This is a genomic window from Pseudomonas sp. AC172, assembly GCF_979258595.1.
In genome coordinates this window covers 4,681,856-4,702,408 of the sequence record NZ_OZ409868.1, presented here as the reverse complement: position 1 = coordinate 4,702,408, position 20,553 = coordinate 4,681,856, and the positions used below count along the sequence as shown (strand labels likewise).

The following is a 20,553-nucleotide window of genomic DNA, read 5'->3' as shown; positions in this document are numbered from 1 at the left end:
AGTCTAGCGCGGTGCGCTGACTGGCGAAGTTTCGGGGATAAGTGGTGCGACGGTCGGGGCCGGGCCGCCGTGTTCATCGCATTTGCACGACAGGCGTTCACCGCTGTCGACATTCATCAGGGTCAGGCTGCCGCCCCAGACACAACCGGTGTCCAGCGCCGAGATGCCCGGCTCCTGGATATTGCCTTCGAGTGCCGCCCAATGGCCGAAAATGATCCGCAGGCCTTTGGTCTTGCGATCCTTATGCTGGAACCACGGTTTATAGCCGGGGGGGGCGGTGTCGAGGCCTTCCTTGCTCTTGAGGTCGAGCTTGCCTTCTGCGGTGCAGAAGCGCATGCGCGTGAAGTAGTTGGTGATGACGCGCAGGCGGGTCACACCTTTGAGATCGTTGTCCCATTTCGCCGGATCGTTGCCGTACATGCCGTCGAGGTAAGCGGGCAGCATATTGTCGTCACGCAGGGCAGTCTCGACTTCGTCAGCGCATTTCAAGGCACGACGCAGTGACCATTGCGGGGGAATGCCGGCGTGTACCATGGCGACATCGCGCTGCTCGTCATAGTGCATGAGCTTTTGCTGGCGCACCCATTCAAGCAGTTCGGCGCAGTCCGGCGCTTCGAGAATCTCGCGCAGGGTGTCGGACTTCTTTAAACGCTCAATGTTTTTAGCCGCAGCCAGCAGGTGCAGATCGTGGTTGCCCAGCACGCAGACCAGCGATTCACGCATGCCATACAAAAAGCGCAGGGTTTCCAGTGATTGCGGGCCACGGTTGACCAGGTCACCGACCAGCCACAGTCGATCAAGCTTTGGGTCGAACGCCACTTGCTTGAGCAGGCACTTGAGCGGTTCGAGGCAGCCTTGCAGGTCGCCGACGGCATATGTCGCCATCAGTGCAAAGATCCGGGCACGGCGAGACGGAACGGCTTGATGATGGCGTCGAAATGTTTGCCATCGTCGGCGACCATTTCATAGGTGCCCTGCATCGTGCCGACCTTGGTGGTCATTACCGTGCCGCTGCTGTAGGTGTGGCTCTGGCCGGCATCGATCAACGGTTGCTGACCCACCACACCGGCGCCACGCACTTCTTCGACATGGCCATCGCCATCGGTGATCACCCAGTGCCGCGACAGCAGCTTGGCCGGGATCGCGCCATTGTTCTGCACGGTGATGGTGTAGGCGAAGGCGAAGCGGTGGTGCTCGGGTTGCGATTGGTCTGCCAGATAGCGGGTGACGACGCTGACATCGACCTGGTAACGGGAATCGGACATGCAAGAGGCCTTAAACGAAGCGGAACGCGGGGCGTAGCTGATGGGGAATCAGTCTAGGCAAGTATCGGGCAGTAAACCAGAGTGGCGTCCTGCCCGATAGCGTTCATCGTTTATCAGTCGGTGGCGGGGGAGGCCGGCACCTGTACTGCGAGCTGATCGGCCAGACGCACGAACGCGGCCAGATCCAGTTGCTCCGGACGCAGGCTGCCATCGACGCCGGCGGCTTCGATTTCAGCGTTGCTGAGCAATTGCTTGAGGGTATTGCGCAATGTTTTACGACGCTGGTTGAACGCTTCGCGCACCACTCGCTCCAGCAATTTGTGATCCTTGGCCGGGTGCGGCAGCACGGCGTGCGGCACCAGACGAACGATCGCCGAATCTACTTTTGGCGGCGGGTTGAACGCGCCCGGGCCAACGTTGAACAGGTGCTCTACGCGGCAGTGGTACTGAACCATGATCGACAGACGACCCCAGTCACCGCCACCCGGACCGGCCGCCAGACGCTCGACCACTTCTTTCTGCAGCATGAAGTGCATGTCGCGAATGATGCTGGCGTTGTTCAGCAGATGAAAAATCAGCGGCGTGGAGATGTTGTACGGCAGGTTACCGACCACCCGCAGACTATTCGGCGCGGCATTCAGACTGTTGAAGTCGAACTTCAGTGCATCGCCCTGATGCAGGTTGAAATTGCTCTTGCCGGCAAACTGCTGGTTGAGGATCGGGATCAGATCCTTGTCCAGCTCCACCACGTCCAGTTGTGCGCCGGATGACAGCAGGCCGGCGGTCAGTGCGCCCTGGCCCGGGCCGATTTCCAGCAGGCGGTCTTCAGACTTGGCGCTGATGGAGCGCAGGATGCGGTCGATTACCCCGGCATCGTGCAGGAAGTTCTGGCCAAAGCGTTTGCGCGCCTTGTGTTGGTATTGCTCGGTCATAAACGGGTCTCGGCCATCTGGTAGGCGGTTTCCAGGGCGACTTGCAGGCTGCCGGTGTCGATCTTGCCGCTGCCGGCCAGATCCAGGGCAGTGCCGTGATCGACCGATGTGCGGATGATCGGCAAACCCAGGGTCACGTTGACGGCAGCGCCGAAGCCTTTGTACTTGAGCACAGGCAAGCCCTGGTCGTGGTACATCGCCAGCACTGCGTCGCAGTGCTCCAGATATTTGGGGGTAAACAGAGTGTCGGCAGGCAGCGGGCCACGAAGGTCCATGCCCTCGCCGCGCAGGCGCTCTAATGTCGGTTCAATGATGTCGATTTCTTCATGGCCCAAATGGCCGCCTTCACCGGCGTGCGGGTTGAGTCCGCAGACCAGGATACGTGGCTGGGCAATGCCGAATTTGTTTTGCAGGTCGCTGTGCAGAATCCGCGTCACGCGCTCCAGCCGCTCCGGTGTGATCGCGTCGGCAATCTCGCGCAGAGGCAGGTGAGTGGTGACCAGCGCCACGCGCAAACCGCGGGTGGCGAGCATCATCACCACTTGGGCGGTGTGGGTCAGGTCAGCGAGGAATTCAGTGTGCCCGGAGAACGCGATGCCCGATTCGTTGATCACGCCTTTATGTACCGGGGCGGTGATCATTCCGGCGAAGTCGCCGTTGAGGCAACCGTTGCCGGCGCGGGTCAGGGTTTCGAGGACGAACGCAGCGTTGGCCTTGTCCAGTTGCCCGGCAACCACGGGGGCGCTCAGCGGCGTATCCCAGACATACAGGCTGCCTGCGGGCGCGGGAGCGTCCGGCCAGTGATCAGGCGCAGTATCCAGCAAAGTGACAGCCAGCCCCAGCTGCGCGGCCCGCTCAAGGAGCAGGTCGCGGCTGGTAATGGCAATCAGGGGATGTGGCTGGGCTTGCGAGGCGAGCAGCAGGCACAGGTCGGGACCGATGCCGGCTGGTTCGCCGGGTGTCAGCGCGAAACGCTTGGGTTTCACTGCGCTGCCTGGTCTGCACCAGGGAGTTTGATCTCTACGTACGCTTCGTCACGGATCTGACGCAGCCAGGTTTGCAGCTCTTCGTCGTATTTGCGGTTACGCAGTACGGTCATGGCTTGCTGCTCGCGAGCCTGTTCGGTGCTGTCGGTGGCGCGACGGCCAAGGACTTCCAGAACGTGCCAGCCGTATTGGGTCTGGAACGGCTTGGACAGCTGACCTTGCGGGGTCTTGGCCATCACTTCGCGGAACTCCGGTACCAGTGCGTTCGGGTCGATCCAGTTCAGGTCGCCGCCGTTGAGCGCCGAGCCCGGGTCTTCGGAGTAGCTTTTCGCCAGGGTGGCGAAATCTTCACCGGCGACGATGCGCTCATAAAGCGATTGCACCAGGGCCTTGGTCTTGGCTTCGTCGCGAATCGGGCTTGGCTTGACCAGGATGTGGCGCACATGCACTTCGTCGCGCATCTGGGCTTCTCCGCCGCGTTTGGCCAGCAGCTTCAGGATGATGAAGCCACCCGGTGTGCGTGCAGGCTGCGTGATGTCGCCTACGGCCATGCTGCTCAACTCGCGGTCGAACGGCGGTGGCAGTTGCGCGGCTTTACGCCAGCCCATGTCGCCGCCTTCCAGCGCGTTGTCGCTGCCGGACTTGGCAACGGCCATCTGGCCGAAGTCAGCACCTTGCTTGAGTTGCTGGTAAACCTCCATGGCCTGACGGGCAGCGCTTTGAATCGCTTCAGAGTTGGCGCTTTCCGGCGTCGGGATCAGGATGTTGGCCAGGTGCAGTTCTTCGGACAGTTGCATTTTGCCCAGATCGGAGGCGAGGAAATTTTTCACTTCCTGTTCGGAGACCTGAATGCGCTCTGCCACACGACGCTGACGTACACGGCTGATGACCATTTCGCGCTTGATCTGATCACGGGCGTCGTCATAGTTCAGGCCGTCGCGAGCCAGAGCTGCACGGAATTGCTCAACCGACATGTTATTGCGCTGGGCAATGGTGCCGACTGCCTGGTTCAGCTCTTCGTCGGTGATGCGGATGCCGGAGCGTTCGCCGATCTGCAGTTGCAGGTTTTCGACGATCAGGCGCTCAAGCACCTGTTGATCCAGGACGCCAGGAGGCGGCAAGCCGCCACCACGTTTGGCGATGGTCTGCTGCACTTCATGGACGCGCTGGTCCAGTTGGCTCTGCATGACCACGTCGTTGTCGACGATCGCTACCACTTTGTCGATGGATTGGACTGCGGCGTTAGCCGCAGTACCCAGGAACAACGCGCCCAGCATCAGCGGGCGCAGACAATCAGAAAGCTTGGTCTTCACGTTCACGATAACCTTGAATGCCTTTGTCGAGGAAGCTCTCTACCTTGGCGCCGGTCAGGCCGCCGAGTCCCTTCAGAACAATTTGGAGGAAGACGCCATGGTCGCCTTTTTCGTTTTGCGGAGCTTCCTGGCTGAACTCGTCATAGGAAACCCAGTAACGGTTGATCAGGCGCAGTTTCCAGCAGCAGTTGTCGTACTCGAAGCCACCAAAGGCTTCCAGCGTACGGTTGCGGTTGTAGTCATACTGCCAGCGGCTGATCGCGTTCCACTGTGGAACGATCGGCCAGATGACCGAGAAGTCATGCTGCTGGATCTTGTAGTAGTCCTTCACGTAGCCAGGCTGGCCAGGAGTGCCGTAGTCACCACCACCGACCGACCATTTACCGGTGTTCTGGTCGTAACGAACCTGGTCATTGCGATAGCGATAGCCGGCGTTGATAACCTTGTTCGGATTGTCTTCAGGCTGATAGTGGAACATCGCACTGCCGGAACGCGGGCTGCGGCTGTCCGGGTCCCAGTTGTAGTCGGCCGTGGTGCGCCAATCGCGGTTCCAGCGGTATTCGTATTCCAAAGCATATGGCGAAACGTTGGATTTCGCGTCGTCACGGGTTTTGGCATCGATACCTGGCAGTTGAACTTCACGATCCTTGAAGTACAGAGCCTGGCCGACACTGATGCGTTGACGTTCGAAGCCGTCGTCTTCGATCCAGCGGCTGGTCACGCCCAGCGACAGCTTGTTCTCGTCGCCGACACGGTCGGAGCCAGAGAAACGGTTGTCGCGGAACAGCGACGCGTAGTTGAAGGTGTATTCGCTGGTGTCGAATACAGGAATATCTTCCTGATTCTCTTCAGGTACATAGAGGTAGAACAGTCGCGGCTCCAGCGTCTGGCGGTAGTTCTTGCCAAAGAACGACGTGTTGCGGTCGAAGTACAAGCCGCTGTCGATGCTGGCAATGGGAACACCACGGTTCTGGTTGCTGCCGAAATTACCATTGACGTATCGGGTGCCATTCGCTGCAGCGAAAGCCTTCTGGGCTACGATGTCGCTTTTGCCTTGGCCATCCAGATCCAGTTGATACTGGGTGTACTGGTACTTGAGCGATGGTTTCAGGAAACCATAGGTCCAGTTCATCGGCAGGCTTACACCGGGCTTCAGGTTCAGGCGGTCGCCGTTGGCTCGGGCCAGTCCTGTCACGTTGGTGTCTAGGCGACGCTCTGTAGTGACACCGTCTTCCTGGGTAAATGTTCCGGTTTTCAAATCACGATCAAAGCGCACCAGCTCGGTCTCGTAATCGAAGTTCAGACCTTCCGGGTGATACGGCAGCTGACCATTGAAGGTGATCTGCGGCAGACGCCCGTACGGTGTGATGTTCGAAACGGTTGCCAGTTGATACTGCTGAGCATTCAGGATGGCGGTATACGAATCGCCGCGGTAGGCAACCAAGCCCTGCTGATTTACGTAGTCGCTGGACTTCACACCAATCTGATCGGTCTGCAGATCCTGGAAGTAGTACGGATCGCTGATCTTGGTGTAATCAACCTGGGTGAAGACGCGAGAGTCGAGACCGCCCTTGTGCTGCCAGTTGTACATGTAGCGGGTTTTTTCGTAATCGGTCTGCTTGCTGCGGTCGGTATCGTCATCGTTCAGATACGCCGCACCGAACTGACCTTCACTCGATTTGGTCAGGTAACGGAATTCGCCTTCCACCAACATGCCACGCTTGCTCATGTAACGCGGGTACAACGTGGCGTCATAGTTCGGCGCCAGGTTGAAGTAGTAAGGCGTGACCAGCATGAAGCCGGTATCGCTGCCGCTGCCGATGGTCGGCGGCAGGAAGCCCGACTGACGACGGTCGTCGATCGGGAAGTAGATGTACGGCGTGTACAGAATCGGAATGTCTTTGACGCGCAGCGTCACGTTGGTCGCGGTACCGAAACCGGTGGCCGGGTTCAAGGTGATGTTGTTGCCCTTGAGCTGCCAGGCATTGCTGTTCGGTTCGCACGTGGTGTACGTGCCGTCCTTCAAGCGGATGATCGCGTTCTCGGCACGCTTGGCGTACAGCGCGTTACCGCGGATTCGCGATTTGTGCATCACGTATTCGGCGTTGTCGACCTTGGCTTCACCGGTGTCGAGCTGCACATCGGCGTGATCGCCGACGATCAGCGCGCCGTTGTCGCGGATACGTACATCGCCATTGAGTTCGGCGCGGCTCTCGGCCTGATACAGGCTGGCCTCGTCGGACTCGACCTGCATGCTGCCCTGACGCAGGACGACATCGCCGGCCAGCGTACCGACTTGATCATCGGTGTTATAGCGCGAAGCTTTTGCGCCGATAAAGGTCGGAGCATCGCTTTTATTCGTCTTGTCATTCATGCCAGGACGAATCGGTTCGATATAGGCACCAGAGCAGTAAGGCCCGGTCTCGGCCAATTGAGCGGCGGTGAGCTTCTCGCGCGGAACCCAGTCGAGGTGACTGAAGTCTTCGCTACGGGATTTCAGACCGCGGCCCTTGGCTTCGGTGACCAGCGCCGTTTTAGGCGCTGCGTCGGCAACCGAACCGTTCTCGCTCGCAGCTTCGCCGGTAGCGCTGACGGCACTGCCGTCATGCACCGGACGCGGCGGCAACGCAGCAGCGGTTGATTTGGGCGCACAGGCCCAACCACCCGAAGCCGAGACGGAGCAGTCATACTGCTCGGCGGCAACAACGAATTGACTGGCCAGAGGTTGCATAGCCAGCAGACTGCCGGTTACCAACAACGGAAATTTTTTACGAAACGCGGGGGATTTCAATGCCATCTTATTAGTCCGGGCTTCCTGCGTGCCATCTGCCCGCGGTGTGGGCCGCACGCCTCTCGATGGTCTGAAAAAGATGCTGGATAATAAAGCATGACCCGCTTGACGGCTAGCGCCGTCGGAGACCCTTGCAATGCCTGACCAAGATGTACGCTTGCAACACCTGAAAGTTTGGCTCGATGAGCAGTTGGCAATCCTGTTTGCAGATCAGGGCTGGGGCCCTGTCCCCCCGGCCACGTTGACCGCGGCCAGCAGCGACGCGAGTTTCCGCCGTTACTTCCGTTGGGAAGGCGCGGGCAAAAGCTTCGTCGTGATGGACGCGCCGCCACCTCAGGAAAACTGCAAACCGTTCGTGGATATCGCTTTTTTGCTGGCGAAATCCGGAATAAATGTGCCGAAAATTTATGCCGAAGACCTCGAAAGTGGATTTCTTTTGCTCAATGACCTGGGCAACAAGACCTATCTCGACGTGATCGATGGCGAAAATGCCGATCAATTGTTCAACGATGCCCTGCAAGCGCTGCTGGCTTTTCAGCAGTTGCCGATGGTTGCACCGCTGCCGAGTTACGACGTCGCGTTGCTGCGTCGTGAGCTGGAACTGTTCCCCGAGTGGTATGTGAAGCGTGAACTCGGTGTCGAATTCGATTCGACCCAGCAACAGCAGTGGCAGCAGGTCAGTGAGCTGCTGATCGACAGCGCGCTCGCCCAGCCCAAAGTACTGGTGCACCGCGACTACATGCCGCGCAACCTGATGCTCAGCGAGCCGAACCCGGGCGTGCTGGATTTCCAGGATGCGGTCTACGGCCCGGTGACCTACGACGTGACCTGCCTGTTCAAGGATGCCTTCCTCAGTTGGCCTGAAGAGCGTGTGCGCGGCTGGCTGCAAAGCTACTGGCAACAAGCCTCGGCGCTGAACATTCCGGTGCAGCCGGACTTCGAGGACTTCCTGCGTGCCAGTGACCTGATGGGCGTGCAGCGACACCTGAAAGTCATCGGTATCTTCGCGCGCATTTGTCATCGTGATGGCAAGCCGCGTTATCTGGCCGACGTACCGCGATTCTTCTCTTATATAGAGGCGGTGATTGCGCGCCGTCCTGAACTGGCCGAGCTGCAAGCGCTGTTCACCAGCCTGCGGGGTGGAGCAACAGCATGAAGGCAATGATTCTGGCGGCAGGCAAAGGCGAGCGCATGCGCCCGCTGACCCTGACCACACCGAAACCCCTGGTGCGTGCCGGCGGTGTTCCCCTGATCGAGTACCACCTGCGCGCCCTCGCGGCAGCGGGTTTCAACGAGATCGTGATCAATCACGCCTGGCTCGGTCAACAGATCGAGGATTATCTGGGCGACGGTTCGCAGTTTGGCGTGAGCATTCAGTACTCGCCGGAAGGTGAGCCGCTGGAAACCGGCGGCGGGATTTTCCGTGCGCTGCCGTTGCTCGGCGATGACGCTTTCCTGGTGGTCAACGGTGATATCTGGACCGATTACGACTTCAGCGTGTTGCATCAGCCGATCAACGGGCTCGCGCATCTGGTACTGGCCGACAATCCGGCGCATCACCCGAACGGTGATTTCACACTGGTCGACGGCAAGGTGCACGACGGTCAGTCGGACGCTACGACCCTGACCTACAGCGGCATCGCCGTGCTGCATCCACAGTTGTTCGACGGCTGTGTAGATGGCGCTTTCAAACTGGCGCCGTTGTTGCGCAACGCCATGGCGGCTGACGAGGTCACGGGCGAGCGACTGAAAGGTCACTGGGTGGATGTCGGTACGCACGAGCGTCTGGCCGAAGCTGAAACCTTGATAGAAGCGAGTCGCTGACATGTTGTGGCCAGGGACTCTGATTGGAGCCGGAGCGGGTTTTGCGATCGCCAGCATTCCGGGGGCCATGCTTGGGGCATTGTTGGGGCAGGCGCTGGATCGGCGCCTGCACCTGCAAAGCTGGGGGCATTTGCGGGAAAAACTCGGCGGTCGGCCGATGTTGCGCAACGACGAATTGTTGTTTGTGCTACTCGGTCGTCTGGCCAAAAGTGACGGTCGGGTCACTGACGGGCATATCCAGCAGGCGCGTAACGAAATGCGTGCGCTGGAAATGAGCGAGCCGGCGACGCGTCGGGCGATTGCCGCGTTCAATCGCGGCAAGTCGGAAAATGACAATCTGCGCGGCTATCTGCGGCGCCTGAGCGCGCAACCCCACGCGGCGGAAGGTGTGTTGCGGGCGTGCTGGCGGATGGTCTGGGCCGACGGCCGCGCGGGTGTCAGCGAGCGTGAATTGCTGGCGCAGTGGGGCAAATGGCTGGGCTGGACGACACATCAGGTGCAGGCGCTGGCCAGTGAATACGAGCCGGGCAAACGACCGATTGTCAGTGCAGCGGTGAGCTATCAGGACGCGATGCGGTTGCTCGGGGTGTCGTCGTCCAGCGAGCCGGCGCAGATCAAGCGAGCCTATCGGCGTCTGCTCAGTCGTCATCATCCGGACAAGATTGCCGGGACGGGGGCGACGCCTGCACAGGTGCGTGAAGCGACCGATAAAACCCGCGAGCTGCACAATGCCTACACGTTGATTCGTGAGCGGCGGGATTTTCGTTAGTCGTTAGCGCTGTGTTGCCAGTGATGGCCCCTTCGCGAGCAGGCTCGCTCCCACAATGGACTGTGTACGCAGATCCAATGTGGGAGCGAGCCTGCTCGCGAAGGGGGCGACGCGGTTTACCGATCAGTCCGGATTCTGCGGATTCAACCAGCCCCGCACCCGGCGGAACAATTGCTCTTGCTCAGCCTTGTTATCCGGCAAAGCCTTGAGCGCGACCTGGCTGAACGCCGAGGTCTTCAAGCGCTTGCTCGCCTGCATGCGCTCCAGCGCGGCATTGCGATCCAGCGGCTTGTCCATATAGAAAATATCCGCCGTCGGCAGCTTCAGCGCTGGCGTCAGTTCGGCCAGTGGCGGCTTGGCCTTGGTCGGCATTTGCGCATCGACCATGACGAATTTCTCCACCTGCGCCGTTTGCTTCTCGCTCAAGTAGCGCGCAGCCCAATAAGCACCGGTGCCGTGCCCAAGCACGACAATGCTGCGTGCGCTCTGCTGCTCAGCGTAGGCAATCGCGGCGTCGATGCGCGCGAAGATGCGTTCGCCGTCGGCCTTGGATTGTTCTTCAGTGGTTTCGGCGACCACTTGCTCCGCCACTTCGGCTTCACCGCCAGCGGCTTGCTCGATCGGTTGCGCGGTGGTGGAGTCCTTGCTGCCGGACTCCGGGGCTTTCGGCACAGCAGGTGCCTCGACCACGCGCGGTGCAATGGCGTCGCTTTGCAGGTCGGGCAGGGTGATACTCAGGCTGCTCCACTTTGCGTCCGGCAGTTTGCGCCGCAGCGGGCCGATTGCTTGCGGCCAGTCAGCGGTTTCGCCAGCGCCGGGGATGATAATCACCGCGCCTTTGGGCTCGGCGGTGTTGGCCGGTTTCCACAGGGCGAGGAAGGTGTCGCTGCCGGCCTGCAACTGTTGCTGTTCTTGCGCCGGGATTTTACGTTCCAGTGCGGCGGCCTCTTCCTGACTACGCTCAAGCAATGGCTGGCGTTCGGCCGGCTTTTCTTCGGCCGGTTTTTCCGCAGCCGGGGTGGGGTCGGCGGCGTTAGCGGAAAACGCACAAGGCAGGAGCAGCGACAGGCACAATGCTGGCATTGCCAGGCGGTAAACAAAGGGCATCGGTTATTCCAGGCCAGAAAGTATCCCGGCAGCCTAATGGGTTGGTCAGAATTTGTCAGTGTATGAGACTTCAATGAAGCGATTTTGCTGCCTGTGGGTTATCGGCTGTTTGTGGTTTCCCTTGATGGGCTGGGCGGCACCTGCGCCACCGTCGCATGTCGCGCAATTGTCGGCGGGCCAGCAGCAATGGCTGGCGCAGCACAATGAATTGCGCGTCGGTCTGGTGCTGCAAGCGCCCTATGCGCAATACGACCGGCGCTTGCAACGGTTGTCCGGGGCCAACGTCGAGCTGATGAAGTTGCTGGCCAAGGCGCTCAATGTCGAATTGAGCTGGCGCAATTTTCAAGATCTCGCGCAACTGGAAACCGCCGTGCGCGAGGGCGAGATCGATATCGCCCCGGGCCTGAGCCAAACCCCTGGCGCCCTGCGTCTGTGGCAATTTTCCGATCCCTACATGCGCGTACCGCAACTGGTGGTCAGTGATCAGAAAGCCAGTGGCGTGGTCGATCTGGAAAAGCTCGATAGCCAGGTCCGCGTCGCCGTGCGCATGCCCAGTAGCACCGCCGACTATCTGCGCGGCAACTATCCACATCTGAACTTGCAAGGCGTGCCGCTGGAACGTCAGGCCTTGCAGTTGCTGTTGAGTCAGCAGGCTGCCTACGCCGTGGTCGACGAGGCACAACTCGGACGCTTGTCGGTAGAGCCGGAGTTCGCCGAACTGGTGGTGGTCGGTGATATCGGTCTGCCGCAACTGCTGCGAGTCGGCTCACGCCGCGATTGGCCAGAGTTGGCCGGCATCGTACAAAGTGCCTTTCGTGCGATCCCGGCCAAGGATCTGGAGCAATTGCACAACCAATGGCTGCAACCGAAATATCCGCGACTCTCGGAGTCGCCGGGGTTCTGGCAGAACCTCAGTCTATTGTTCGCGGTAATGCTGTCGAGTTGTGTCGCCATCGTGTTCTGGCAGCGCCGCCAACAGCACAGCCTCGAACAGCGACTGCTGGCCGCGCGGGAGGACATCGCCTTGCGCGCGGCCAGTGAAGAAGCGCTGCGGTTGACGCAGTTCTCAATCGATCAAAGCACGGTCGGCATTCTCTGGGTCAACTGGGACAGCCATGTGCGCTATGCCAATCGCGCGGCGGAAAACATGCTCGGTTATCCCTCCGGCGGACTGATCGAACGGCCATTGATTGACTTCGAGCCGGGTCTGCACATGGATCGCTGGCTCAATCTGTGGAAGCGCGCGCGGGCCAGCGAAGAAGGGCCGCTGAGTTTTGAAACCAGTTGCGTGCGCGCTGATGGCAGTATTTTGCCTGCAGACGTGTCGCTGAGTTTCCTGCGCTTTCGCGAAAGCGAATACCTGGTGGTTTACCTCAACGACGTTACCGAGCGCCGTCGCGCCTTGGCGGCGTTGCAGGAAAGCGAGGCGCGTCTGCAGGGCATCGCCGCCAACGTGCCGGGTTTGGTGTTCCGTTTGGAGCGGGCGCCGGTGACCGGGCAGATCGACTTCGCCTACATCAGTGAAGGCAGCGAAAGCCTGGTCGGTTACGCCCCGGCCGCTATCGCTCATCGCGACATGGGCCTGCGCAGTCTGGTGCATCCCGATGACAAGGCCAGTTACCACAGCACCCAGGATCAGGCGCTGGACACCGACAGTGACTGGTCGTGGCAGGGACGAATTCTTACCCGTCAGGGCGAGCAGCGCTGGGCCGAGATCAAGGCGATCACCCGGCAACTGGAGGATGGCGCCTACGTATGGGACGGCATCGTCTGGGACATTACCGAGAGCAAACGTATCGAGCTGGAACTGGCGGCATCGCGCGAGCAATTGCGCGAACTGTCGGCGCACCTTGAAAGCGTGCGAGAAGAAGAGAAGGCGCGCATTGCTCGGGAAGTGCACGATGAGCTGGGGCAGATGTTGACGGTGCTGAAGCTGGAAACATCGATGTGCGAACTGGCCTACGCGCAACTCGATCCCGGTCTGAACGAGCGGCTGAACAGCATGAAGCGCCTGATCGCCCAGTTGTTCCAGTTGGTGCGCGATGTGGCGACCGCGCTGCGTCCGCCGATTCTTGATGCCGGGATCGCTTCGGCAATCGAGTGGCAGGCGCGACGGTTCGAGGCGCGTACGCAGATTCCGTGTCTGGTGCAGGTGCCGGACAACCTGCCGGCGCTGAGCGATGCCAAGGCGATTGGCTTGTTCCGGATTTTGCAGGAGGCGCTGACCAACGTGATGCGCCATGCTCAGGCGCATACTGTCGAGCTGACACTGGCGCTGGATGGCGACAAATTGTGTCTGACGGTCAGTGATGATGGCGTAGGATTTGTCGCCGCTGCCGGTCGGCCGACCTCGTTTGGACTGGTGGGCATGCGCGAGCGGGTGCTGATCATGGGCGGGCGGCTGGAGCTGGAGAGTGAGCCGGGGGAGGGCACCAGTCTGAATGTTTGGGTGCCGGTGAGTGAGGTTTGACATGTTGTGGTGTCTGGACTGACGCCTTCGCGAGCAAGCTCGCTCCCACAGGGATCTGTGTATGCCTGAATTCTGGAGAAAAACGTGATCCGTGTACTGGTAGCCGAAGACCACACCATTGTCCGTGAGGGCATCAAGCAATTGATCGGCCTGGCCAAGGATCTGCAAGTGGTGGGCGAGGCGAGCAATGGCGAACAACTGCTCGAAATCCTGCGAAGCCTGCCGTGTGAAGTGGTACTGCTCGACATTTCCATGCCTGGCGTCAATGGCCTGGAGGCGATCCCGCGCATCCGTGCGCTGAACAATCCGCCGGCGATTCTGGTGCTGTCGATGCACGATGAGGCGCAGATGGCTGCGCGTGCGCTGAAGGTCGGCGCGGCCGGGTATGCGACCAAGGACAGCGATCCGGCGCTGTTGCTGACCGCTATTCGCAAAGTCGCGGCGGGTGGGCGTTACATCGATCCGGATCTGGCGGATCGCATGGTGTTTGAAGTCGGTCTGACCGATGCGCGGCCGCTGCATTCGTTGTTGTCCGAACGTGAGTTCTCGGTGTTCGAACGCCTGGCACAAGGTGCCAACGTCAATGACATCGCCCAGCAACTGGCCCTGAGCAGCAAAACCATCAGCACCCACAAGGCGCGGCTGATGCAGAAGCTCAACATCACCTCGCTGGCCGAACTGGTCAAATACGCGATGGAACACAAACTCCTCTGAACCCACCTCAAAAACCTGTGGGAGCTGGCTTGCCAGCGATGAGGGCATGTCAGTCACATCAATGTCGGCTGACCCACCGCTATCGCTGGCAAGCCAGCTCCCACAGGTTTTGTGTTTAACCCTCGATTATGGGCATATCTGTTAGCGACAGGCGCTTTCGCTTGTTCTTGCAGCTTGCAGCTCACCCCTCGCCACTGCCTTATCCATTAGCGCCATCCTTGTAGGGCAATCCCTACCCCCAACCTTCCATCCGGCTGAGGCGATTCTCTCCTGCGCCCCGATTTGCGCGCCTGTCAGCAACCACTAGGCTTAATCCACAAGCAGTCATCAACAACAAAGGTGTGGGTATGAGCCAGGTCGATACAAACGCAGGGGCCAGTGATGTGCTGGTCAGCTTTCGTGGAGTGCAGAAGAGCTACGACGGCGAGAACCTGATCGTCAAAGACCTCAACCTGGACATTCGCAAAGGTGAATTCCTCACCCTGCTCGGGCCGTCCGGTTCCGGCAAGACCACCAGCCTGATGATGCTCGCCGGTTTCGAAACGCCGACCGCTGGCGAGATTCTGCTGGCCGGGCGCTCTATCAATAACGTGCCGCCGCACAAGCGTGACATCGGCATGGTGTTCCAGAACTACGCACTGTTCCCGCACATGACCGTGGCGGAAAACCTCGCGTTCCCGCTGACCGTGCGTGGCCTGAACAAAAGCGACGTCAGCGACCGCGTGAAGAAAGTCCTCAGCATGGTTCAGCTCGACGCATTCGCCTCGCGTTACCCGGCGCAGTTGTCAGGCGGTCAGCAGCAACGTGTGGCATTGGCCCGCGCGCTGGTGTTCGAACCCCAGCTGGTGCTGATGGACGAGCCCCTCGGCGCCCTCGACAAACAACTGCGTGAACACATGCAGATGGAAATCAAACACCTGCACCAACGCCTCGGCGTGACCGTGGTCTACGTGACCCACGATCAGGGTGAAGCGCTGACCATGTCCGACCGCGTCGCGGTGTTTCATCAGGGCGAAATCCAGCAGATCGCTCCGCCGCGCAGCCTCTACGAAGAACCGAAAAACACCTTCGTCGCCAACTTCATCGGCGAGAACAACCGCCTCAACGGTCGCCTGCTCAGCCAGAACGGCGAGCGCTGCGTGGTCGAGTTGGGCCGTGGCGAAAAGGTCGAGGCGCTGGCGGTCAATGTAGGCCAGACCGGCGAACCGGTGACCCTGTCGATCCGTCCGGAGCGTGTCAGCCTCAACGGTTCGAGCGATCAATGCGTTAACCGCTTCTCAGGGAGGGTGGCGGAATTCATCTATCTGGGCGACCACGTCCGGGTGCGCCTGGAAGTCTGTGGCAAGACCGACTTCTTCGTGAAACAGCCGATTGCCGAGCTCGATCCCGCGCTCGCCGTCGGTGACGTGGTTCCGCTTGGCTGGCAGGTCGAGCACGTTCGCGCGCTTGACCCGCTTTTAGAGGCGAACTGATCGCCCCCGGCAATACCAACACCAACCCTGCACGTGGAGAGAACAATAAATGTTGAGATCCCTGAAGTTCACCGCCCTGACCCTGGGCCTGATGGGTGCCGCCAGCGCAATGGCCGGCCCGGATTTGACCGTGGTGTCGTTTGGCGGGGCGAACAAGGCGGCGCAAGTCAAAGCCTTCTACGCACCGTGGGAAGCGGCGGGCAACGGCAAGATCGTCGCTGGCGAATACAACGGCGAAATGGCCAAGGTCAAAGCCATGGTCGACACCAAGAGCGTGTCGTGGGATCTGGTCGAAGTTGAATCGCCAGAGCTGTCCCGTGGTTGCGACGAAGACATGTTCGAACAACTCGATCCGGCACTGTTCGGCAAGACTGAAGACTACGTCAAAGGCGCGATTCAGCCGTGCGGCGTGGGCTTCTTCGTTTGGTCGACCGTCTTGGCTTACAACGCCGACAAGCTGAAAACCGCACCGACCAGTTGGGCGGATTTCTGGGACACCAAGAAATTCCCGGGCAAGCGAGGCCTGCGCAAAGGCGCCAAGTACACCCTCGAATTCGCTTTGATGGCCGATGGTGTGGCGCCGAAAGACGTCTACAAAGAGCTGGCGAGCAAGGGTGGCCAGGATCGCGCGTTCAAGAAACTTGATGAGCTGAAGCCGAGCATCCAATGGTGGGAAGCCGGCGCGCAACCACCGCAATACCTCGCTTCCGGTGACGTGGTGATGAGCTCGGCTTACAACGGTCGCATCGCGGCGGTGCAGAAAGAATCCAACCTGAAAGTGGTGTGGAACGGCGGTATCTACGACTTCGACGCCTGGGCCATTCCGAAAGGCCTGGACGCCAAGCGTGCGGAAGCGGCGAAGAAGTTCATCGCCTACTCGGTGCAGCCGCAGCAGCAGAAGACCTACTCGGAAAACATCGCCTACGGCCCGGCCAACACCCAGGCTGTGCCGCTGCTGGCCAAGGATGTCCTGAAAGACATGCCGACCACCCCGGAAAACATCGCCAACCAGGTACAGATCGACGTCAGCTTCTGGGCTGACAACGGCGAGCAACTGGAGCAGCGCTTCAACTCCTGGGCGGCGAAATAACCGAGGGCTCGCTCTCCTGTGAGAGCGAGCTTGCTCGCGAAAGCGCCAGTACATTCAATATCGATGTCGACTGATGCGCCGCCTTCGCGAGCAAGCTCGCTCCCACATTTGGATCTGTGTGCATCAATCGATCGAGGTGGTTTGCCACCTCTGTAACGATCAAAGATTTGCGGAGTACGTCATGGCCATCGCCGTTCCCCTGAACGAGGGCAACAGCCCCACCTTGAAGCAGAAGCTCAAGCGCGCCGAGCGGGTAAACCGCTGGAAGGCGCAAGCGCTGATCGCGCCGCTGGTGCTGTTTCTGTTGCTGGTGTTTCTGGTGCCAATCGTGGCGCTGCTCTACAAAAGTGTTGGCAACCCCGAAGTGGTCGGCGGCATGCCGCGCACTGTGGCAGCCATCGCCAGTTGGGACGGCCGTGGCCTGCCCGCTGAACCGGTCTATAAAGCCGCCAGTGAAGACCTCGCCGAAGCACGCAAAAACCAGACGCTGGGCGATCTGTCCAAGCGCTTGAACATGGAGTTGGCGGGCTATCGCAGCCTGTTGACCAAAACCGCCCGGGCGCTGCCCTTCGCCAGCGAACCGGCCTCCTATAAAGAAGCACTCGAAGCACTCGACGAACGTTGGGGCGACCCGGCCTACTGGCAAGCGGTCAAACGCAACACCAGCAGCATCACCCCGTATTACTTGCTGGCGGCGGTCGATCACCGTATCGACGACCTCGGCGAAATCGCCCCGGCCACCCCGGATCAGGCGATCTACCTCGACATCTTCGCCCGCACCTTCTGGATGGGCCTGATCATCACCGTGATCTGCCTGGTACTCGCTTATCCACTGGCGTACCTGCTGGCGAACCTGCCATCACGGCAAAGCAATCTGCTGATGATTCTGGTGCTGCTGCCGTTCTGGACCTCGATTCTGGTGCGCGTCGCGGCGTGGATCGTGCTGCTGCAATCGGGCGGTCTGATCAACAGCGGCCTGATGGCCATGGGCATTATCGATAAACCGCTGGAACTGGTGTTCAACCGCACCGGCGTGTACATCTCGATGGTTCACATCCTGCTGCCGTTCATGATCCTGCCGATCTACAGCGTGATGAAAGGCATCTCGCCGACCTACATGCGCGCCGCCATTTCCCTCGGCTGCCATCCGTTCGCCAGTTTCTGGCGGGTGTACTTCCCGCAGACCTACGCTGGCGTCGGCGCCGGTTGCCTGTTGGTGTTCATCCTCGCCATCGGCTACTACATCACCCCGGCGCTGCTCGGCAGCCCGAACGATCAAATGGTCAGCTACTTCGTCGCCTTCTACACCAACACCAGCATCAACTGGGGCATGGCCACCGCGCTGGGCGGGCTGTTGCTGCTGGCGACCGTGGTGCTTTATCTGATTTACAGCTGGCTGGTGGGCGCCAGTCGCCTGCGCCTGAGCTAAGGGGAATTCGAAATGCTGAGTCCTTACATGTCGCCCATTGAACGGGTGTGGTTCTACAGCCTGCGGATTCTCTGCGGCCTGATTCTGTTGTTCCTGATTCTGCCGGTGCTGGTGATCATTCCGCTGTCGTTCAACTCGGGCAGTTTTCTGGTGTATCCGCTGCAGGGCTTCTCGCTGCACTGGTATCAGGATTTCTTCGCCTCGGCGGAATGGATGCGCGCCCTGAAGAACAGCATCATCGTCGCCCCGGCGGCCACGGTGCTGGCGATGATCTTTGGCACGCTGGCGGCGATTGGCCTGACTCGTGGGGACTTTCCCGGCAAAGCGCTGGTGATGGCGCTGGTGATTTCGCCGATGGTGGTGCCGGTGGTGATCATTGGTGTGGCGAGTTATCTGTTTTTTGCGCCGCTGGGTTTGGGTAACAGCTTCTTCTCGCTGATCGTGGTTCACGCGGTGTTAGGTGTGCCGTTTGTGATCATCACGGTGTCGGCGACGTTGCAGGGGTTTAATCATAATCTGGTGCGGGCGGCGGCGAGTCTCGGTGCATCGCCGTTGACCGCATTTCGTCGGGTGACCTTGCCGCTGATTGCGCCGGGGGTGATTTCCGGGGCGCTGTTCGCGTTTGCGACTTCGTTTGATGAGGTGGTGGTGACGTTGTTTCTTGCCGGGCCTGAACAGGCGACATTGCCTCGGCAGATGTTTAGCGGGATTCGTGAGAACTTGAGTCCGACGATTGCGGCGGCGGCTACGTTGTTGATCGCGTTCTCCGTCATCCTGCTGCTGACGCTGGAATGGCTACGTGGGCGTAGCGAAAAACTGCGCACCGCCCAGGTCTAAGGTCCAGATCAAGAGCTTACCCCCTCACCCCAGCCCTCTCCCCCAAGGGGGCGAGGGGGAAAGGGAGCAGATCTTTATGGTTTTCAAAACCTGAGTTCCACTCGATATCGCAAGTCGGTGCACCTCTCCCATCCACCTCGGTCAGTCTTTTTACCTTCGGGGGGAAGGGAGCAGATCGTTGTGCTTTTCAAAACCTGAGTTCGACTCGGTATCGCACGTCGGTGTACCTCTTCCATCCACCGCGGTCAGTCCCCTCTCCCTCTGGGAGAGGGCTAGGGTGAGGGGCTCTTGCTCTTCCCCTCGATGGTCATTCACCACCTGAATAGCAGACAACCCCAAATCCCCAGCTAATCTTGTGCCCAGCTCCCACATCTATAAGAGGCTGCGCACGATGAGTCTGTCCCAGTTCAAAATCGCTCACAAACTGATCACCGGCGCCGCCGCCATCGAGCAACTGGCCGCCGAACTCACACGCCTGGATATCGACAACCCATTGATCGTCACCGATGCCGCCCTGGTCAAATCCGGCACGGTAGAGCTGGCGCTGGTACAACTCGGCGGGCGCGACTACGAGATTTTCGACCGCGTACTGCCCGACCCGGAAATCGCCATCGTCGAAGACTGCATGCGTGTTTACCGCGAAGGCGGGCATGACGGCTTGATCGGCCTCGGTGGCGGCAGTGCCATCGACATCGCCAAGAGTGTCGCTGCGTACGCCGGTTACCACGGCGCGCTGGAAGATCTGTTCGGTGTCGATCAGGTGCCACGCAAAGGCCCGCCGCTGATCGCCATCCCGACCACCGCCGGCACCGGCTCTGAAGTCACCAATGTCGCAATCCTTTCGGACAAGGCCGCGCAGTTAAAGAAAGGCATCGTCAGCGACTTTCTATTACCGGACGTTGCGCTGGTCAGCCCGCAAATGACCCTGACCTGTCCACGCAGCGTAACCGCCGCTAGCGGCGTCGACGCATTGGTGCACGCCATCGAATCCTACCTGTCGGTCAACGCCTCGCCGATCACCGACTCGCTGGCCATCGGCGCCATCAAACTGATCGCCAAGGCGTTGCCCAAGGCCTACGCCAACGGCGCCAACCTGCAAGCCCGCGAAGACATGGCCACCGCCAGCCTGATGGCCGGCATGGCGTTCGGCAATGCCGGGGTCGGCGCGGTGCATGCGCTAGCGTATCCGCTGGGTGGGCGTTTCAACATTGCTCATGGCGTCAGCAATGCGTTGCTGCTGCCGTATGTCATGACCTGGAACAAGATGGCCTGCGTCGAACGCATGCAGGATATTGCCGAAGCCATGGGAGTGAAGACCGCTCATCTGAGTGCCGCCGAAGCAGCGGACAAAGCCGTGCAGGCGATGACCGATCTGTGCGCGGTCGTGGAAATTCCTGCCGGGCTGCGCAGTTTCGGAGTACCGGAAGACGCAATCCCGGCGATGGCCGTGGAAGCGGCGGGGATCGAGCGGCTGATGCGCAACAACCCGCGCAAACTCAGCGCTGTGGACATCGAGAAGATCTACCGCGCGGCGTATTGAGTCAGCGCCGGTCA

General features: G+C 60.2%; 17 protein-coding genes. 10 read left to right on the top strand and 7 right to left on the bottom strand.

The features are described 5' to 3' along the window. Nucleotides 1–3: 3 nt before the first annotated feature. From ACZ0A4_RS21305 to ACZ0A4_RS21280, 6 genes are all read right to left on the bottom strand, one after another. Nucleotides 4–885 (bottom strand): symmetrical bis(5'-nucleosyl)-tetraphosphatase, encoded by an 882-nt coding sequence (locus ACZ0A4_RS21305; RefSeq protein ID WP_463576274.1) that lies wholly within the window; start codon nt 883–885, stop codon nt 4–6. Continuing rightward, a complete protein-coding gene (gene apaG, locus ACZ0A4_RS21300) occupies nt 885–1,265 on the bottom strand; it encodes a Co2+/Mg2+ efflux protein ApaG (protein WP_463576273.1) in 381 nt (126 codons plus the stop codon). Before apaG ends, ACZ0A4_RS21305 begins: the two co-directional genes overlap by 1 nt. A 113-nt stretch (nt 1,266–1,378) precedes the next feature. Then, nucleotides 1,379–2,197 carry a 16S rRNA (adenine(1518)-N(6)/adenine(1519)-N(6))-dimethyltransferase RsmA gene (gene rsmA / locus ACZ0A4_RS21295; protein WP_463576272.1) on the bottom strand — a complete coding sequence of 273 codons (819 nt, stop codon included), beginning with the start codon at nt 2,195–2,197 and terminating at the stop codon, nt 1,379–1,381. Further along, nucleotides 2,194–3,183 carry a 4-hydroxythreonine-4-phosphate dehydrogenase PdxA gene (pdxA, locus tag ACZ0A4_RS21290; RefSeq protein ID WP_463576271.1) on the bottom strand — a complete coding sequence of 330 codons (990 nt, stop codon included), beginning with the start codon at nt 3,181–3,183 and terminating at the stop codon, nt 2,194–2,196. Before pdxA ends, rsmA begins: the two co-directional genes overlap by 4 nt. Continuing rightward, complete coding sequence (surA, locus tag ACZ0A4_RS21285) at nt 3,180–4,496, bottom strand: peptidylprolyl isomerase SurA (RefSeq protein WP_463576270.1); 1,317 nt, start codon at nt 4,494–4,496, stop codon at nt 3,180–3,182. The genes pdxA and surA overlap by 4 nt, the downstream gene beginning before the upstream one ends. After that, a complete protein-coding gene (locus ACZ0A4_RS21280) occupies nt 4,477–7,293 on the bottom strand; it encodes an LPS-assembly protein LptD (protein WP_463576269.1) in 2,817 nt (938 codons plus the stop codon). The genes surA and ACZ0A4_RS21280 overlap by 20 nt, the downstream gene beginning before the upstream one ends. A gap of 130 nt (nt 7,294–7,423) precedes the next feature. Here ACZ0A4_RS21280 and ACZ0A4_RS21275 point away from each other — a divergent pair, with 130 nt between their 5' ends. From ACZ0A4_RS21275 to ACZ0A4_RS21265, 3 genes are read left to right on the top strand one after another with little or no spacing between them, the layout of a single operon-like run. Beyond that, nucleotides 7,424–8,443 carry an aminoglycoside phosphotransferase family protein gene (locus ACZ0A4_RS21275; RefSeq protein WP_463576268.1) on the top strand — a complete coding sequence of 340 codons (1,020 nt, stop codon included), beginning with the start codon at nt 7,424–7,426 and terminating at the stop codon, nt 8,441–8,443. Next, nucleotides 8,440–9,111: an N-acetylmuramate alpha-1-phosphate uridylyltransferase MurU gene (gene murU / locus ACZ0A4_RS21270; RefSeq protein ID WP_463576267.1), complete on the top strand. Its 672-nt coding sequence runs from the start codon at nt 8,440–8,442 to the stop codon at nt 9,109–9,111. The genes ACZ0A4_RS21275 and murU overlap by 4 nt, the downstream gene beginning before the upstream one ends. Nucleotide 9,112: 1 nt before the next feature. After that, nucleotides 9,113–9,880 (top strand): TerB family tellurite resistance protein, encoded by a 768-nt coding sequence (locus ACZ0A4_RS21265; protein WP_463576266.1) that lies wholly within the window; start codon nt 9,113–9,115, stop codon nt 9,878–9,880. Nucleotides 9,881–10,003: 123 nt separating this feature from the next. On the opposite strand, the gene ACZ0A4_RS21260 is transcribed toward ACZ0A4_RS21265, so the two are convergent. Next, the gene (locus ACZ0A4_RS21260; RefSeq protein WP_463576265.1) at nt 10,004–10,987 is read right to left on the bottom strand and encodes an alpha/beta hydrolase family protein; all 984 of its coding nucleotides are present in this window, start codon (nt 10,985–10,987) and stop codon (nt 10,004–10,006) included. 73 nt (nt 10,988–11,060) lie between these two features. On the opposite strand from ACZ0A4_RS21260, the gene ACZ0A4_RS21255 reads away from it, so the two are divergent. From ACZ0A4_RS21255 to ACZ0A4_RS21225, 7 genes are all read left to right on the top strand, one after another. Continuing rightward, a complete protein-coding gene (locus tag ACZ0A4_RS21255) occupies nt 11,061–13,457 on the top strand; it encodes a PAS domain-containing sensor histidine kinase (protein ID WP_463576264.1) in 2,397 nt (798 codons plus the stop codon). An 84-nt stretch (nt 13,458–13,541) separates the two neighbouring features. Then, a complete protein-coding gene (locus ACZ0A4_RS21250; protein ID WP_064119301.1) occupies nt 13,542–14,171 on the top strand; it encodes a response regulator in 630 nt (209 codons plus the stop codon). Between the two features lie 347 nt (nt 14,172–14,518). Next, complete coding sequence (locus ACZ0A4_RS21245; protein WP_236431272.1) at nt 14,519–15,643, top strand: ABC transporter ATP-binding protein; 1,125 nt, start codon at nt 14,519–14,521, stop codon at nt 15,641–15,643. 49 nt (nt 15,644–15,692) lie between these two features. Next, nucleotides 15,693–16,733 (top strand): ABC transporter substrate-binding protein, encoded by a 1,041-nt coding sequence (locus ACZ0A4_RS21240; RefSeq protein ID WP_463576263.1) that lies wholly within the window; start codon nt 15,693–15,695, stop codon nt 16,731–16,733. Nucleotides 16,734–16,914: 181 nt separating this feature from the next. Beyond that, the gene (locus tag ACZ0A4_RS21235; RefSeq protein ID WP_463576262.1) at nt 16,915–18,162 is read left to right on the top strand and encodes an ABC transporter permease; all 1,248 of its coding nucleotides are present in this window, start codon (nt 16,915–16,917) and stop codon (nt 18,160–18,162) included. A gap of 12 nt (nt 18,163–18,174) precedes the next feature. Next, nucleotides 18,175–18,999, top strand: coding sequence for an ABC transporter permease (locus tag ACZ0A4_RS21230; RefSeq protein ID WP_064119279.1), 825 nt, complete (start codon nt 18,175–18,177; stop codon nt 18,997–18,999). Nucleotides 19,000–19,390: 391 nt separating this feature from the next. Then, complete coding sequence (locus ACZ0A4_RS21225; RefSeq protein ID WP_463576261.1) at nt 19,391–20,539, top strand: iron-containing alcohol dehydrogenase; 1,149 nt, start codon at nt 19,391–19,393, stop codon at nt 20,537–20,539. The last annotated feature ends 14 nt before the right edge of the window (nt 20,540–20,553 follow it).